Here is a 16031-nt window from a genome sequence, read left to right as displayed (position 1 = left end):
GGGAACCTCCTAAGGCTTGATACCCTTCAAAATTCCCTCGCGTTCCGATTGTTCTAAAATGCGACACCAGCAAAACCAAGCAAAACAGGCAAGAAAACCCAGAACTATAAGTACCTGAATTACCAACGGTGAACATATAAGCAATCTCCTTACGGTATAAATCCCTGCCCCAAGCACAACGACAGCAAGAAAAGTAACCATCACGCTATTTGCTCTCAGCAGACTTTTTGATAACCGGCAAATCTGAAAAGCGGCACCGAACAGCAGGGCTGCATCTAAAGTTACCCTTAGCGCCCATGAAGCTGCTGCCCCGGTTATACCCCACCGATTAATCAAAAACCATGCAATCCCAACGTAAAGGGGCAGCTCTAGCAGGTGAAATTTCGCCGGAACGTCAGGCCGCCCCACTCCTTGGAGCAGTGTGTAAGGGATCTGAGCAAGTGAATTGAACAAGACACCTATTCCAAGAATTTGCAGCACTCTACTGCTCTCTGTAGCAAAGTCAGATCCTAACCACAGCCCGAGAGCGTCATGGGCAAATACACCCAACACCAAAACTATAGGCCCCACTCCGAGCAGGATGTACTTTATCGACCGCCCAAAAAAAAATTGAGTCTCGTCCTATCCTCAATCCCCTGGATGGCGCTAAACGCCGGAAACAGAGTCGTAGCAAGGCTTCCTGGAATTATGAGCAAACGGGTCACAACTTCATAAGGTGCAGTGTAATAAGCAACATCGGACATAGTCAAAAACGAACCGACCAGCAGTCGATCGAGATAGACCAGAATAGGGCTTATTACGCTAGAAATGGTAACCCATGCCCCAAACGACAAAAGTTGCAGGAAAAGGGAAAAACTCGCCACCCAGTGGTTCAATCCTGGAAGGACGCGAAGAGTTAGAAGGAGAAAGGCAATCATGGCAACTAACCGCGCCCCGAGAATTAAACCCACAATACCTGGAAAATGAAACCCTAAGGCTAACCCCACCAGAGGAAGAATAAAGGTCAAGCAACTAGCAGGAACCTTAACGGCATTTACCAGGTCGAATCTCTGAGCAGCTCCTAAAGCCCCCGCAAAGGAACCAGAAATTAAAGCTACTGGAACACCAAGGGCAAGCACGTAAAAAGCAGTTCTGGCTTCTTCCACTAAACCTGGGGGAACATTCAATATCCGTTCGACTAATAAAGGAGTTATGAGAGCTAGAGTAAGCCCACCCGCCACACCGAAAACTGCCTGGGTTGTCACGGTGGTCCAGAGGAGTCCTGGCACCCGGTCCGTTTCACCTTTACCCAAGGCCTCAGCCACGTACTTTGTAGTGGCCCGTCCCAGCCCCAGGTCGAAAACGGAAAAGTAACCCAGGATTACCCATGCCAGCGAGAGCAACCCAAATCGCTCTGTACCTAATCCACGAACAATGAAGGGGATAGTAACTACTCCAACCAGTAAAGGCAACACCTGGCCCAAAAAATTGAATAAGGTGTTGCGGGCGAGTAAGGTTCCTTTAATTTCCATTTTAGCATTCACCTACAGTGCGTTTCCCAATTCTGTGGATGTCTTACGCTGTCGCTCAAGAGACTCCACGTAAGATTAACTTTGCTTTTAATGCGTCAAATGTTGTCTTTGAAAGGAAATCTTTCATCGATTAGGAAATCTTTCATCGATGCGTGTTTCTATAATAACAGTTACTACCAAATTGAGTGTCTTTAAATTTCCCGCGATAATTTTAACGGGAGGCGGTGCCTACCAGATCTATCCTCATAAGGTTACGTTATTCGCCATAAAACGCCTAATTCCTTCCTGGTAATCCTTAGGGTACGGCGGAAAGGGGGCACAGGCAAAGAAAGGTACGCGAGGTGTGGTATAGTCCGGCGCGGTGGGCGCCTGCGGTAGCGAGGTGGGTTTAAAAGAGGGCGTAAGATTATAAAGGCCCGGGGAGGTCGGTGCCCGGGCCGGTGGGTTTTTGCCTGTGGTTTCCTGCCGCCGCGGTGAGGGTTGGTGCCGCAGGCGGCGGCGTCCTGGGTTGTAGGCGGCAGTTGCAGGATGGGCGGGTTTGGGTTAGGGCTTGCCCAGGAGTATTTCCTGCAGGGGCCGGCGGAGTTCTACGGGTATGGTGGCGATTTTGGTGCGGCGGCCGTCTATCACGGCCCTGCCGACCATGACCAGGGCCCGGGACCAGAGGAAGCCCAGGCAGGAGTTGGGGTCTTTCTCCTCCCAGAAGAAGCCGTCGCCTTCCATGGAGCCGAACTTGCGGGTTACGGCGTTTAGCCTGCTCCACCCGCCCTTGCGCAGGAGATATTTGAGGAGCACCCGGTCCTCTCCTTCTATATCCTCCTGCAGGATCCTCTCCAGGTTTTCGCGGCAGGTGAGGAACTCTATGAGCTGCTTTTCCCGGTCGCGGCGCAACCGGGCGGGTTCCAGGCCGTACCTTAGGCAGGCGGCGTCGAGCCACCCGGCGGGCATATTTTTGAGGCCGCGGGCCAGGGTGGGGTCTACGGGTAGGGGCTTCTCTTCTATTTTCTTGCGCTCCTCCTCTTCGAACATCTCCGCCAGGCCTTGGGGGAGATCCGCCAGGAGTTCCTGCAGTTGTATCTCCTGATCCAGGAACTCGATTTTGCGCCGGAGCTCCGCCGGTACGGCGGCCCGGTTTATATTCCCGAGCCGCTGCCGGGCCTCCTCGAGCCTGTCCAGGAGGAACATTAAGGCGGCGGAATAGAAGAGCACGGTCGGGTCCCCGGGGGCCAGTTCTTCCAGCTCCTGCACCAGGATAAGGGCCTGCTCCACTTCTCCCTTTTCCCGCAGGAGGTCTGCCAGGGTGAGGACGGCCTGGGGGGAATAGGGCCCTTTTTCGTAAAGGTTCCAGAGGAGCTTCAGGGCCTCATCCACCTTGCCCTTGCCCCGCAGTTCCAGGGCCTTCTTGACTACGGCGTCCACTTCGGGATTGGGTTCCGTGACGATGGGGACTTTTTTGAGCTCCACCTTGCGCTTTTGGCCGTCGAGGACCATGGAAAAGGGTTCGCCTTCGGGGAGGACCCCGGCTTCCACCAGGGCCCGGGCGGCCCCCATTTTTACCGCCCGGCCGAAGAGGGGGGAATCGAGGATGCTTAAGCCCAGCTTCCGGCCCCACTCGCCGCCGTAGAGGACGAGGGCGTGGGCGGCCTTCGCCGCATCGTGGTGCTCACCGCGCTGGAGGATGAGGACCAGGGAGGACATGCGGATGTAGCCGTCCTGGAAGGCGCGCTCCAGGCCTTCCTCCAGGGAGGTGGGCTCGAGGGGTTTTTCCGGGGCCGGCCTCCCGTAGAAGGTATCGAAGTTCATTTGAAAGGGAGGGATTACTCCCCTCTGCACCAGGAAGGCTACCTGCTGGAGGCCCGATGAATAAGGATGGACCCCGGCTATGGAGGACCACAGGGCGGCGGCTAGGTTGTACCGGCCCAGGTTGAAGCAGGCGGCGCCGGCCAGGAAGGTGTTTTCCGGGGAGGAGTGGTAGGGCTTCCAGCGGCGGTAGAGCTCCAGGACCAGGGGGTAGTCTTTGAGAGCCGCCGCGGCCTGGAGGATGGGGGTGGTGCAGTCCGCCAGGCCCGGGGGGACCTCTCCGCGGGTGCTCAGCATTTCTGCCACGAGCCCCTCGAAGACCTCTACGGACCGGTCAAGCCAGGCCCTGGCCTCTTCTTCCCGGTTTAAGGCGGTGCAGAGGCGGGAGGCCAGGGCGTAGGTGAAGGGGTGGGCCCGGGCCCCGGCTTCGCCGCCCTCCAGGGCGGGGGCCAGGGCTTCCAGGGCCTCCCCGGGTTTTCCGGCCATGAAGAGGGCCACGGCCAGGTTGTTGCGGGTGGGCACCGCGTCCTCTTCTTCCAGGGCGGCGGCGAAGGCCCAGGCGGCCTTGTTGAATTCGCCTTTCTCCAGCAGTTTCTGGCCTTTTTTGAAGAGTCGCTGCGCGTCGGTCAAGGTCATTTTCCTTTCCGGTACCCGAAGTTCTAGGGGACTGTTGGGGAGTCCTTTTCGACAAGAAGAGGAAAAATCCTGCCATCTATTCCTCCTCATTCGCCCATGACTTTGATGACCACCCTTTTTCTCCTCTGCCCGTCGAATTCGGCGTAGTAGATCTGCTGCCACGGGCCCAGATCGAGCTTTCCCCCGGTTACCGGCACCACCACCTGGTGGTGGACGAGGATGCTTTTGAGGTGGGCGTCGCCGTTATCCTCCCCCGTCCGGTGGTGCCTGTAGGGCCGGCCGTAGGGGGCCAGCTTCTCCAGCATTTCGTCTATGTCCTGGATGATGCCCGGCTCGGCGTCGTTGACGTACACGCCGGCCGTGATGTGCATGGCCGACACCAGGACCATACCTTCCTGGATGCCGCTCTCTTCCACGGCCTTTTCCACTTCGCCCGTTATGTTGATGTACTCGCGGCGGCGTTCGGTGTTAAACCAGAGGTATTTGGTGTAGGACTTCATTGGACGTTACCTCCTCTAGAAGAATTTGCACACTTACACACCCCGCCCGGGTCTGTTAATTCCTTTATCTCACTGAGACAGAAGGGAATGGGGATGCGGGTACTCTGGTGCTTGGAGAGCTTTTCGAAGAGCTCGCGGCTGCGGTGGGACACTTTGGCCGCATCCAGGAGCCGGAGTTCCAGGGTTTCTATTTTGAGGAGGCAGTTTAAGCGGTGGCCGCCGGCCAGGTGAAGCCGGGTGCGGAATTCCCCTTCTTCTATGCGCTCCCACGAGTCTATTTTCTGCAGTACAACATAGCCTATGCCGCCGTGGTCCCGGTACAGGGGCCGGCGGACGGGCAGGGCCACGAGGGTGATGCCGGGGGGCAATACTATGGGAGGCCCGTGCCGGCGCTTACCGCGGTGCCAGGCCGCCGAGCTCTGGTGGCGGCTTACGCCTAGGAAGGCCGCTGTGTTCTTGGCGACGGTTGGCACGCGGTACCTCACCGTAACCTTGTCCCCGTTATCGAACCACACCTCTGTGTAATTGCCCCCGTCGGGACCGTAGACGGGTACGAGGCATACCAAACGCGCAAGCTCGCTCTCCCGCAGCCACGAATATTGCGTGGCTTTCACCGTCAGACACCTCCCAAACGAAGATGTTAGAAGTTGATTGTATTGTCCCCCATGCAGCCGGGGAAGATCAAACTACGAAAGTTCGGGGAAGCGAAGAAAGGTTTAAGTATTTGCAGTGCGGACGAAAGGTTGAAGGTCGTATCCCAGCGTATTACGCAGATCTAAGCAGCGGCGGATACAGTTTGGTGTGAATTATCAGCGTTCTTCCAGCAGTTCCTGCACCTTTTCCAGTCCGGTAGAAGTGAGGCGCCAACGTTTACCCTCCTGGCCGAGCCAGCCTTCCTTCTTTGCCCGCTGGAGGTAGGTGGTGAGGCTGTTGATGGTGCTTGTTTTTTCGCGGAGCTCGTCTTTGAGGATGCGGCGGAGGTCTTCGTTGGTGGGCTGCTCGTGGCGGCAGTGCTCGCAGTAGTACACGGCGAGGGTGACCAGTTCCTTGTTGTTCTCCACCCTGGCCCTGGAGCGCAGTTCGGCCATGGTGGGCGACGCCGGGGGCGGCGCGGGGGCGGCTTCCTCCACCGCGGGAACGGGCTCCACTGCTACTTCTACCCTATCGCTTTCTTTGCCCCACTCATGTAAAAGTTCTGATAGATGCTCGCGCAAAACTTCCTTGACGAACTCCGCTTCGCCCTTGAGGACCAGTTTGCCCCCGTGCACGGCTATTCTGCAGTAAGCCTGCACCGGTTTCACCTCCTATTGGTGTAAGTGGTATGTTTTTCCTGATAACAGTCTATCAGACGACATTTTTGTTGTCAATACGATTCTGAACAGGCAAACAAATTTTGCATGCCGCCTTGCGGGCGCCGGGCCGTGCCGGTAGTGAATGGCGAAAGGTGCCCGGCATGGGACGAAGGGTACATGGCGCCGGGCCTAATGCGGGTATATGTGCGGCGGGTTGCGTGAAGGAGGCGAGAGGGACCGGACATTACGGTGACACGCGGGCCTTCTAGGGGCAGCTTACGGGGATGCCGGGTGTGAAGAAGTAGAGGTATTTTTCTTTGACGGGCCGGCCGTAGATGGTTTCTACGGCTAGGCCGTATATGTTTAACTGCGGTGTGTAGTGCCGTACCACTTCCTGCAGGTTGCCGGGGTCTACCCGGTCCGTCTTGTAGTCGATGAGGAGCCAGCCGTCGCCTTCATCGGCCAGGCAGTCGATGATGCCCTGTACTACCACGCTTTCCCCGGCCCCCTCCCCTTCCAGCTCCGGGTACAGGCGGCACGCGGGCAGGGACAGGGTGAAGGGAACTTCCCGCCGCACGGTCCGGGCGGCCAGCAGGCGGCGGCCGAGATCCGTGGCAAACAAGGCAGCGATGTCCGCGCAGGACACGGCGGCGGCCTGTTCGGCGGTGAGGATTTCCCGGTCCACGAGGTCCTGTATCTGGCGGGCGATGCCGGCCGCGTCGAGGTCCGCCTTGAGGTTGAGGTGCTGCATGACCAGGTGGTATGCGCTGCCCACCTCGGCGGCGGAAAGCCCGGCCGCTTGCGTGGCGAAGCGCGGCTGCCGGGCCACGCGGGGAAGGTAGGGACGCACGGCCACGTCGTCCTGGAGGAAGAGGTGGTCCTCCCGCGTGGTCAGGTCGCTGACGGATACCTTGGCGGGGACAGAGGCCCAGGCGTGGTAAGGGTATTCCCACTCCAGGACGGACACTATCTCCTCCCGGCGGGGCCCGGCGGGCACGGGCTCCAGGGCCCGCAGGGCGGCCAGGGCGCCGAGTTCCTCTTCAGCGCCGGGCTCTGCCGCACCGGCCAGGTCCCGCAGGGTGAAGAAGCGTATTTCCCAGGAGGAGGGGTCCTGGAGGAGCCGTGGCGGAGCCTGGGACGAGCCCGCCCGGCGGCGGATTTCCTCCCCGTCGGGGTGGCGGGCCAGGGCGGGCAGGAGCCAGTCGAGAAAGGAGCGGGCCCGGGCCAGGGAGGATGCCGGCAGCTTAGCACTGGCCGCAGCCGCCGCAGGGTTGAGGCCCGGCAGGCCCTTCTCCCCTCCCCTGAAGCTGCCCACCAGGATGAGCTTTTCCCGGGCGCGGGTGAGGGCCACGTAGAGGATGCGCATTTCCTCGGCCAGGGTCTCCTTTTTCAGGCGGTCCCGCACGGCGAGGTGCAGGAGGGTGGGATAGGCGAGCCTCCTTTCGGGGTCCACCCACTCCAGGCCGAGGCCGAGTTCCCGGTGGATGAGACTGTTCCGGTAGAGGTCCTGGAAGTTGAACCGGGTGCCCAGGCCGGCCACGATAACTACGGGGAACTCGAGGCCCTTGCTCTTGTGGACGCTTATGACCCTCACCACGTCTTCCTTCTCCCCCAGGGGCTGGGCCTCGGCCAGGTCTTCTCCCCTCTCCATGAGCCGGTCGATGAAGCGCAGGAAACCGAAAAGGCCGCGCAAGGAGGTTTGTTCGTACTGGCGGGCCCGGTCGATGAGGGCCCGCAGGTTGGCCTGGCGGTAGCGGCCGCCTGGCAGTCCCCCGGCCCAGTCGTAGTAGCCGGTTTCGCGGAAGATGGTCCAGATGAGGTCCGAGGGCTTACCCCGGCGGGCCAGGGTGCGCCAGGATTCGAGTTTTTGCCAGAAGGCGGCCAGCCGGGCGGCCAGGGGACCCCGCCCGGACCGGGCCTCCGCCAGGACGGCGGCGGCGAATTCCTCCCCGGGGTGGGCGGCGCGGATCCGGGCCAGGTCGGCGGCCTTGAGGCCCACCAGGGGCGAGCGGAGGACGGCGGCCAGGGGGATGTCCTGGTAGGGGTTGTCGATGACCTGGAGGAGGGACACCACCGTGGCCACCTCAGGGGAGGCGAAGTAGCCCTCCCCGGTGTCGGCGTAGGCCGGAATCCCCGCCCGGGCCAACTCTTCTAGGAAAATCCCGGCCCTTCCCCGGGTGGAGCGCAGGAGCACGGCTATGTCGCGGTAGGCCAGGGGCCGGCAGGAGCCGGTGGCCGGGTCCCATACGCGGGTGTCCTCCAGGAGCTCCCGGATGCGGCGGGCCACCAGGCGGGCCTCGGCCTGGACGGCCTCCGGCTCTTCTTCGTCAGGTTCCTCGCCTTCGGGCCCGGCGGGCGGGGCGGGCTCGTCCCGGCCGGCCAGCTCCAGGAGGTGCACCTCCACCTGGCCGCCCCCTTCCCCCGCCGGGTAGGAGGCGCCGGGGCGCAGCTCGGCGGCTTCGTCGTAGTCCAGTTCCCCCACCTCCGGGGTCATGATCTGGCGGAAGATGAAGTTCACGGCGTGGAGGATCTCGGGGCGGCTGCGGAAGTTGACGGTGAGGTCCACGCGGCGCCGCCGGCTGCCGGGACTCCGGCCGTAGGTGAGGTATTTTTCCAGGAAGAGGCCCGGCTCGGCCCAGCGGAAGCGGTAGATGCTCTGCTTCACGTCCCCTATGAGGACCAGGTTGGGCCCCTCCCCCTCCGGCCGGGAGACGAGGTGGAGGATGAGTTCCTGGAGGGCGTTTATGTCCTGGTATTCGTCCACCAGGACCTCTACAAAGTGTTCCCGGAGCTCCCGGGCGAGGTCTGACGGGCGGGGGTCCCCGGGGGTGGCCTCGGGGTCTAGGAGGAGGCGCAGGCAGTAGTGCTCGAGGTCGCTGAAGTCCACCAGGCCCTGCTGTTCCTTGGCCTCCTGGTAGGCCCGACCGAAGTCCAGCACTGCCTGGACCAGCTCTTCCACCAGGGGCGCCAGGTCCCGCAGGGCGGAGAGGACGGCGGCGGAGGTGTGGGTGAAGTAGGTCTGCTGCCAGGAGCGCAGGCGGTCTTTATAGTCCTGCCGCAGGGCCTGGACCCGGTCTTTGAGTTCGGGGTCCACCCCGGCGGGACAGCGCCTTAAGGCGGGGAACTCCATGTTCCGGGCGGCGCGGCAGAGGTCGTCCCAGGACCTGCGGGCCGCTTGGTAAAGGTCTTCCATCTGGGCCAGGTCGGCCCTGAGGGCGTCGGCATAGGGCGCCGGGCCTCCGGGGCTCTGGGCCAGGGCCAGGGCCTCCCTGGCCTTGGCCACGAGATCCTTTATTTCCCGGGCGAGGCCCTCCCTCAAGGCTCGCACCCAGGGGAGGTCGTCCGGGGAGGCCGCGGCATCGTTCCGGTAGGCCTCCGGGAGCCTTTCCAGCCACCAGCGGGGCCAGGGATGGGTGCGGGAGAAGGTGTAGAGGCGGAGGATGAGGTCCTGGAGGAGGCGGTCGTCCCTCTGGCCGCCGAAGGAGTCCACCAGGCGGCCGAAGGGGGACGCGGCCTCCAGGGCCCGGGCGTAGCGGTCCTCCAGCACTTCTTCCAGGATTTCCTGGCGGAGGAGGGAGGATTCTGTCTCCCCCATGACCCGGAAGGAGGGCGGGAGCTGGAGGAGGTAGAAGTACCGGCGCATGAGGTCCAGGCAGAAGGAGTGGAGGGTGGTGATGCTGGCCTGCTCCAGGAGGAGGAGCTGACGCCGAAGGTGGGCCGCATGGGGCTCCCGGGCCAGGGCCTGGGCCAGGGCCAGCCCGATGCGCTCGCGCATTTCGGCGGCCGCCGCCTGGGTGAAGGTGACCACCAGGAGGCGGTCGATGTCCGCGGGGCACCTGGGATCGGTGAGGCGCTCGATTACCCGCTGCACGAGGACGGCGGTCTTCCCCGCCCCGGCGGAGGCCGAGATGAGGAGGTGGGCGTCCCTCGTTTCGATGGCTTCCCTCTGTTCGGGCGTCCAGGTTGTCGGCATCCGGTTTCTCCCTCTCCCCTACTCTGCCTTATTCTACCTTAAAATATTCTCCTCCCGCGCCGGGCTTGGCCTTGCGTTATCCCCACTTTCGAGCCTAGGCCTGCCTGGCTTTCGCTCGCTCCGGAAACCCTCGCGGGCCAAACTAGCACAAAGGCCTCAAGCTTCGGCGGACTTCCCGGCAAATTCGACATCCTGTCTCAGTTGCCGGCCTCGGCCATCCATGGCCTCGGGTCCGCCTCCGGCCTCGATTTCGCTAAGTTTGGTGTTCCGCTCGGCTCAAGTCGCTCGCTTGCGAGCTAAATCACCCTCATCAAGACGGGCGGTACACGAGGGCCTGCCCGGGTGGCGCCGGTCACTCTTGTAGCAGCCGCTTCCAGATCTCCCGGGCGTCCGGGTCGGGCAGGAAGCGGTAGCCGCCGCCAGGCAGCAGCGGATCGAAGCCGCAGACGGGCCGGTAGGGGCAGTAACGGCACGGCGAGGTTCCCCGCCGGCGGTAGGGGGCGATGTCCACCTCGCCCCGGGCGATGCGCTCGCCTATTTCCTGCAGGAGGCGGCGGAGGTGCCGCCTGAGGGACTGGATCTGGTCCGCCGTGAGGGCGGCGGACCGGGCGTCCAGGGTGCCGTCCCTCCTGACGCTTACGGGCAGGAAGGGCGACGGCTCCGGCAGGTGGTCGTCCATGAGCTTCAGGGCCGGCAGGTGGGCCACCACGAAGCCCTTCATCCGGAATTTTTTCAGGAGCTCCTCTTCGGGCGCCCCGGCGGCCGGGCCCGGGGTCCTGACCAGGGGGTTGACGACCGGGAAGTACAGGACCCCTGCCGGGAGGCACGGCCGGCCGAAGAGGCCGGGACCGAAGGTGAGGAGCACTTCCAAGTAGGTGAAGAGCTGGAGCTTCAGGCCCCAGTAGAGATCCGGGAGCTTGAGGTCGGCGGGGCCGGATTTGTAGTCCACCACCCGCACCCAGAGCCCTTCGGGGCCGGGGGCCACGTCCACCCGGTCGATGCGTCCGGAGATCTCCAGCACCCTTCCCCCGGCCAGGGGGATTTCCAGGGGCGGCAGGCTTTCCCCCCGGCCGAAGGCCAGCTCCAACCCGGCGGGCCGGAAGGCGCTGTGCCGGGCCTGCTCGGTGAGGACGCCGGCGGCCTGCTCCACCGTCTGCCGGAGTTTGCGGGTGAGGTAGCGGTAGCGGGCCGTGCTGAGGAGGATCTCGTTTTGGAGCTGGGGGGCCAGTTCCTCGGCGATGCGGCGGCCGAGGTCCCGGCAGTAATCGGGGTCCAGAGTCCCCCAGTCCACCTCCCCTTCCATTACCGCGGCGGCCAGTTTTTTGAGGGCGGCGTGGAAAAACCGGCCCAGGTCCGGCGCCACGAGTTTATAGCGGCGCCGCTCCTTGAGCTTCAGACCGTGGCCCAGGAAGTGGGAAAAGGGACAGGCCTGGAAGCTCTCCAGGCGGGAGACGCTGCTCTTTACGGTGTCGCCGTACAGGGCCCGGCTTATCTCCGGGCTCAGGGGCTCTTCCCGGTTGGTGTAGAACAGGCCGTCAAGGATTTTGGCCAGCCGGGGGCGGTACTCCGGGTGCTCCCGGGCCCAATTATACACGTCAAACCACGCCGGGTCTATTTCTTCACCGTCCTTGAAGCGGCGGAGCTGGCCGGCGAGGAAGGACAGGACGGGGCCGGGGCGGGCTATGTAGGAGAGGGAATCCCCGGCCGGGGACGGCTCCGGGCCCAGGGTTGTCTCCTCCACGCCAGGCAGCAAGGCCTTTAGGCGGTTTATAACCTGGGAGGGCCGCAGAGCCCTGCCCTCTTCGTCGGCCTGGGCATAGCTCAGGGTGAGGAGTTCCCGGGAGCGCGTGAGGGCCAGGTAGATGAGGTGCTGCTCCTCCAGCAGCAGCCTTTCGCCGTAGGGGGCGAGGTCGATGCCCTTCTCTTTGAGGCGCTCCCTCTCGGCGTCCTTGAGGAAGCCGCCGGCGGGGGGCCGGGCGGGGAAGACGCCCTCGTTGACCCCTACGAGGAAGGCGGCCCGCACTTCCGGGTGGCGGGAGCGGTCCAGGGAGGCTATGAGGACCTGGTCCAGCCCCTGGGGCACCAGGCTCAGGCGCCAGCCCTCCAGGCCCGCGGCGAGGATCTGGGCGTACTCCCTCAAGGTGAGGGTTTCATCTCCCAGGATCTCCACCAGCTGCTCCAGGACCTCCACCACGGCCTCCCAGATCTGGGCGTGCTCCTGGGCCTCGTCCAGGCGGCCTTCTTCCATGGCCCGGGTGCGCCAGGCCTCGAGGCGGCCGGGGACGTCCAGCCGGAGGAGGAGGTTGTAGAGGGCCAGGGTGGTTTCCCGCACGTTCCGGGAGCTGCGGAGGGCCCGGTGGAAGGGGCCGAGGAAGGCCACCACCCGTTCCCTGAGATGGTTAATGCGCTCCAGGTCTTCTTCGTCGCCGGGGCCGGGCTCCCAGTCTTCGTCCAGGGTGTAGCGGAGGCGGTAGGTCCACGGACGGCCGTCGATCCAGCGCTCGCCGCGGATGCCGTGGGCCAGGACGTAGTTTTCCAGGACGTCCACTTCCTCCCGGCTTAAAGGCGCGAGGTCGGTTTTTAGGAGCCGGAAAAGGGGCTCGTAGGCCCAGTCCCGGTCCACGGTTTCCACCGCGGCCCGCAGGAGCTCTACCGCGGGATGATGCAAAAGGGGCCGCTTGGCGTCCAGGAAGAAGGGGATGCCGTAGTCGGTGAAGACATTGACCAGGAGGTCCCGGTAGAGGTCCAGGTCGCGCACCATTACGGCTACGTCCCGCCAGCGGTAGCCCCGGGTGCGGCAGAGGTGGACGATCTCCCGGGCCACTCCCTCCACCTCAGCCCTACGGTCGGAGGCGGCGAGGAGGCGGACGGAGGCCGTTTCCCCGGCGAAGGCCGGGGCGCCGGGCCGGAAGAAGTTGCGTTCTATGTAGGCCAGGGCCGGGGCCGCGGAGAAGCGAGGGGGAGGCTCCCCGTCCAGCACTGTGGGCGGCTCTACGGTCATACCCAACCGGCGGGCAAGGTCTTTAAGTTTGTCCCGGGTTTCCCGGGCGGGATAAAAGGGGTCGACTCCCGGGGAGGCGGGCGCCGGGCCCGGGCGGTCCAGGCACAGGGTGACGTGGACGCGGCGGCCGATCTTGAGGAGGCCCTCCAGCACGGCGTATTCCTGGGGGGTGAAGCCGGTGAAGCCGTCCACCCAGATCTCGGCTTCTCGGAGTTCCCTGCTCCGCAGGAGGTTGGCGGCCAGGTGCTCCAGGGTGTCCTCGGGGTCCTGGAATTTGGGGGCCAGGGCCTTCTCCATTTCCTCCCACAGGAGGGCCAGGTCCCGGAGCTTGGCCGCCAGGGTGCCGGAAGGATCGGAGGAGGCAACCTGGGCGGCGGCCTGGCGCACTAGTCCGGGGGTGAGGCGGTAGTGCTTGAACTCCCGCAGGGTGGAGGCCACTTCGGCCAGGAAGCCGGGCTGCCGCCAGGCGGCGCGGCCGAGGATCTGGAGTTGCCCGGCGTGGTGTTCCAGGAGGCGCCGCAGGAGCATGTGCCTGGCCAGGTCTCCGATGTAGGGGCGAACGGCACCTCCTACTTCCTGGGCAACCCGCCAGGCCAGCCGGCGGAAACTCAGGACCTGGGCGCGGATGGAGCCCTTGAGGCCCGGGGCGGTGACCAGGGCCTTTTCCATCTGGAAGGTGGCCTGTTCGGGAACCAACAGGATGAGGGCCGGGCCGTCTGGGGCGGCCAGGAGTTCCCGGCGGATGGCTTCGAGGCAGTAGCGGGTTTTTCCGGTGCCGGCGCGGCCGAGGATGAAGTGAAGGCTCATGCAGGTCTCTCCAAGGTGGGAGCGGCGGCCGGGCCCTCGCGTGGGGAGGCAGGAAGGGCCTAAGAAGGCGGGCCTGCCTTGGCTCCAAAGCGAGCGACTTGAACTGAGCGGCTAGCTAAACTTGCGCTCCGGCGGAGGGCGGAGGCCGGCCCGAGGCCATGGATGGCCGAGGCCGGCAACTGAGACAGGATGGCGAATTTGCCGGGAAGCCTGCCGGAGCCCTCAGCCGGGGGCTAGTTTGGCCCGCGAAGTTCACCGGAGCGAGCGTGAGCCAAGGCAGGCCCGCTAACATGCCGACACCCTGCTCCATAAGAAGCCTGCCATAGGTTGCCCGGCTCCCGGCCCGGGTGGCACGGGCCTTCGCCGCTCCCCTTAACAGGTCTTTCCTTATTCTTCCTTCTCCCGGGCCGCCCTGGCCGCCTGGATGACCTTGTCGGCAATGCCGGCCGGCACTTCCTCGTAGTGGTCGAACTCCATGTGGAAGCGGCCCCGGCCCTGGGTGAGGGACTTCAGGTCGATGGCGTAGCGGTACATCTCGGCCAGGGGCACCTGGGCGCGGATGACCTGGTACTTGCCTCGGGGCTCCATGCCGAAGACGCGGCCGCGGCGGCCGTTGAGGTCGCCGATGATGTCGCCCATGAACTGCTCGGGCACGGTGATCTCCACGTTCATGATGGGCTCCAGCAGGACCGGCTTGGCCTGCTCCATGGCTTTCTTGAAGGCCATGCTCGCCGCGATCTTGAAGGCCATCTCCGAAGAGTCCACGGGGTGGTAGGAACCGTCCGCCAGGTTTATCTTGATGTTGGTCACCGGGTAGCCTGCCAGGATGCCTTCCTGCATGGCCTCCCTCACGCCCTTTTCCACGGCGGGGATGTACTGGCGCGGCACCACCCCGCCGAAGATGGTTTCCGTAAACTCGAATTCCTGGTCCGGCAGGGGCGACATGTCGAGGAAGACGTGGCCGTACTGGCCGCGGCCGCCCGTCTGCTTCTTGTACTTACCCTCGATGCGGGTAACAGAGCCTTTGATGGTTTCGCGGTAGGGCACTTTGGGGGTGGACATTTCCACGGCCACGCCGAATTTGGACTGGAGGCGCTCCACGGTGATGTCCAGGTGGAGCTCGCCCATGCCGGTGAGGATAGTTTCGCGGGTTTCGTTGTTCTTCTCGATGCGCAGGGTGGGATCCTCTTCCAGGAGGCGGGCCAGGCCGTTGCTGAGCTTATCTTCATCTCCCTTGCTCTTGGGCCGGATGGCCACGGGGAGGGTGGGTTCGGGGAACTCTATGCCCTCCAGGCGCGCGGGATGGGCCTTAGTGGTCAAGGTGTCGCAGGTGGCCGAAACGGAGAGCTTCGTTACCGCTCCTATGTCTCCGGGTTTGAGCTCGGTTACGGCTACCTGGTTTTTGCCCTGGAGGGCGAAGACGGACCCGATTTTTTCTTCGGTTTCTTTGTTGGCGTTGTAGACGGTGGTATCGGGCCGGAAGGTGCCGCCGTAGACGCGGAACATGCTGAGCTTCCCGACGTAGGGGTCGGCCAGGGTTTTGAAGATGAGGGCCGCCAGGGGCTCCTTCTCCAGTTCTTCGCTCGATTTGCCCGCCCTGGCCGCCGGGGAAGGCAGGTAATCCACGATGAAGTCGAGGAGGGGTTCCACGGCTATATTCTTGACGGCCGAACCGCAGAGCACGGGGATGACCTTGCCGCCGGCCACCGCCTCTTTCAGGCCCCGGCGTATCTCTTCTTCCGTAAGCTCTTCCCCTTCCAGGTATTTCATCAAGAGCTCGTCGTCGCCTTCGGCCGCCGCTTCAATTAGGGATTCCCTTATGGTATTTACTTCGTCTTCGTACTCGGGCGGTATGGGGATTTCCTGGGCTTTTCCGTTCTGGTAGGAGTAGGCCTTTAAGTTCAGGATGTCGACGATGCCGGTGAAGGTTTCCGCCGCTCCTATGGGGAGCTGGACCGGAACTATATTGCCGCTCAGACGTTCTTTCATGCTTTCCAGGGCTTTGTGGAAGTTGGCATTCTCCCGGTCCATCTTGTTGATGTAGGCCAGCCGCGGTAGGCCGTGGGCGTCGGCATGCTCCCAGACGATCTCGGTCTGAACTTCCACGCCGGCCACGGCGCTTAAGACCACCACCAGGCCGTCTGCCACCCGGAGGGCGGCCAGGACGTCGCCGAAGAAATCGGCGTAACCCGGGGTGTCCAGGAGATTTATTTTGTTATCCTTCCACTCGCAAAAAGCCAGGGAAGTGTTGATGGTTACCTTGCGCTTGACCTCTTCAGGGTGGAAATCGGTCACCGTGTTGCCCTCTTCTACCCTGCCCAGGCGCTTGGTGGCGCCCGCGTTGTACAGGAGCGCCTCGGTAAGGCTGGTCTTCCCTGCCCCGCCGTGGGCCACAATGGCGACGTTGCGGATGCTTTCTGTGGGGTACACCTTCATTAAGATAAGACCTCCTCGCTTCTCTACTGGTTTATGAATATAATTGGCTCTTGCTTAAGAAAAATCCTTTTTTCC

9 protein-coding genes are annotated in these 16031 nt (G+C 63.3%); all 9 read right to left on the bottom strand.

The window, feature by feature from the left end:
- Positions 1–9: 9 nt before the first annotated feature.
- Positions 10–552 (bottom strand): polysaccharide biosynthesis C-terminal domain-containing protein, encoded by a 543-nt coding sequence (locus TAMC210_RS09965; RefSeq protein WP_254388635.1) that lies wholly within the window; start codon positions 550–552, stop codon positions 10–12.
- Positions 553–587: 35 nt separating this feature from the next.
- Positions 588–1511, bottom strand: coding sequence for a flippase (locus TAMC210_RS09960; RefSeq protein WP_173298642.1), 924 nt, complete (start codon positions 1509–1511; stop codon positions 588–590).
- A gap of 543 nt (positions 1512–2054) precedes the next feature.
- Positions 2055–3947 carry a tetratricopeptide repeat protein gene (locus TAMC210_RS09955; protein WP_173298641.1) on the bottom strand — a complete coding sequence of 631 codons (1893 nt, stop codon included), beginning with the start codon at positions 3945–3947 and terminating at the stop codon, positions 2055–2057.
- Between the two features lie 86 nt (positions 3948–4033).
- Complete coding sequence (locus TAMC210_RS09950; RefSeq protein WP_173298640.1) at positions 4034–4447, bottom strand: secondary thiamine-phosphate synthase enzyme YjbQ; 414 nt, start codon at positions 4445–4447, stop codon at positions 4034–4036.
- Positions 4444–5061, bottom strand: coding sequence for a hypothetical protein (locus tag TAMC210_RS09945; protein WP_173298639.1), 618 nt, complete (start codon positions 5059–5061; stop codon positions 4444–4446). Before TAMC210_RS09945 ends, TAMC210_RS09950 begins: the two co-directional genes overlap by 4 nt.
- A 195-nt stretch (positions 5062–5256) precedes the next feature.
- Positions 5257–5739: a hypothetical protein gene (locus tag TAMC210_RS09940; protein ID WP_173298638.1), complete on the bottom strand. Its 483-nt coding sequence runs from the start codon at positions 5737–5739 to the stop codon at positions 5257–5259.
- Positions 5740–6004: 265 nt separating this feature from the next.
- Positions 6005–9712: a helicase-exonuclease AddAB subunit AddA gene (gene addA, locus TAMC210_RS09935; RefSeq protein ID WP_173298637.1), complete on the bottom strand. Its 3708-nt coding sequence runs from the start codon at positions 9710–9712 to the stop codon at positions 6005–6007.
- A 352-nt stretch (positions 9713–10064) separates the two neighbouring features.
- On the bottom strand, positions 10065–13520 hold the full coding sequence (gene addB, locus TAMC210_RS09930; protein WP_173298636.1) for a helicase-exonuclease AddAB subunit AddB: 3456 nt from the start codon (positions 13518–13520) through the stop codon (positions 10065–10067).
- A gap of 387 nt (positions 13521–13907) precedes the next feature.
- On the bottom strand, positions 13908–15956 hold the full coding sequence (fusA, locus tag TAMC210_RS09925) for an elongation factor G (RefSeq protein WP_173298635.1): 2049 nt from the start codon (positions 15954–15956) through the stop codon (positions 13908–13910).
- Between the last annotated feature and the right edge of the window lie 75 nt (positions 15957–16031).

It is taken from the genome of Thermanaeromonas sp. C210 (assembly GCF_013167955.1).
GTDB lineage: Bacteria > Bacillota > DSM-521 > Neomoorellales > Neomoorellaceae > UBA12545.
Note: the sequence above shows the minus strand (reverse complement) of the source record. Positions and strands in the feature narration are given on the sequence as shown.

What these genes read in the sequence shown, in the direction of transcription:
- fusA (WP_173298635.1), bottom strand. Translation starts at nt 15,956, where the DNA reads ATGAAGGTGTACCCCACAGAAAGCATCCGCAACGTCGCCATTGTGGCC.
- TAMC210_RS09950 (WP_173298640.1), bottom strand. Translation starts at nt 4,447, where the DNA reads ATGAAGTCCTACACCAAATACCTCTGGTTTAACACCGAACGCCGCCGC.
- addA (WP_173298637.1), bottom strand. Translation starts at nt 9,712, where the DNA reads ATGCCGACAACCTGGACGCCCGAACAGAGGGAAGCCATCGAAACGAGG.
- TAMC210_RS09955 (WP_173298641.1), bottom strand. Translation starts at nt 3,947, where the DNA reads ATGACCTTGACCGACGCGCAGCGACTCTTCAAAAAAGGCCAGAAACTG.
- TAMC210_RS09960 (WP_173298642.1), bottom strand. Translation starts at nt 1,511, where the DNA reads ATGGAAATTAAAGGAACCTTACTCGCCCGCAACACCTTATTCAATTTT.
- addB (WP_173298636.1), bottom strand. Translation starts at nt 13,520, where the DNA reads ATGAGCCTTCACTTCATCCTCGGCCGCGCCGGCACCGGAAAAACCCGC.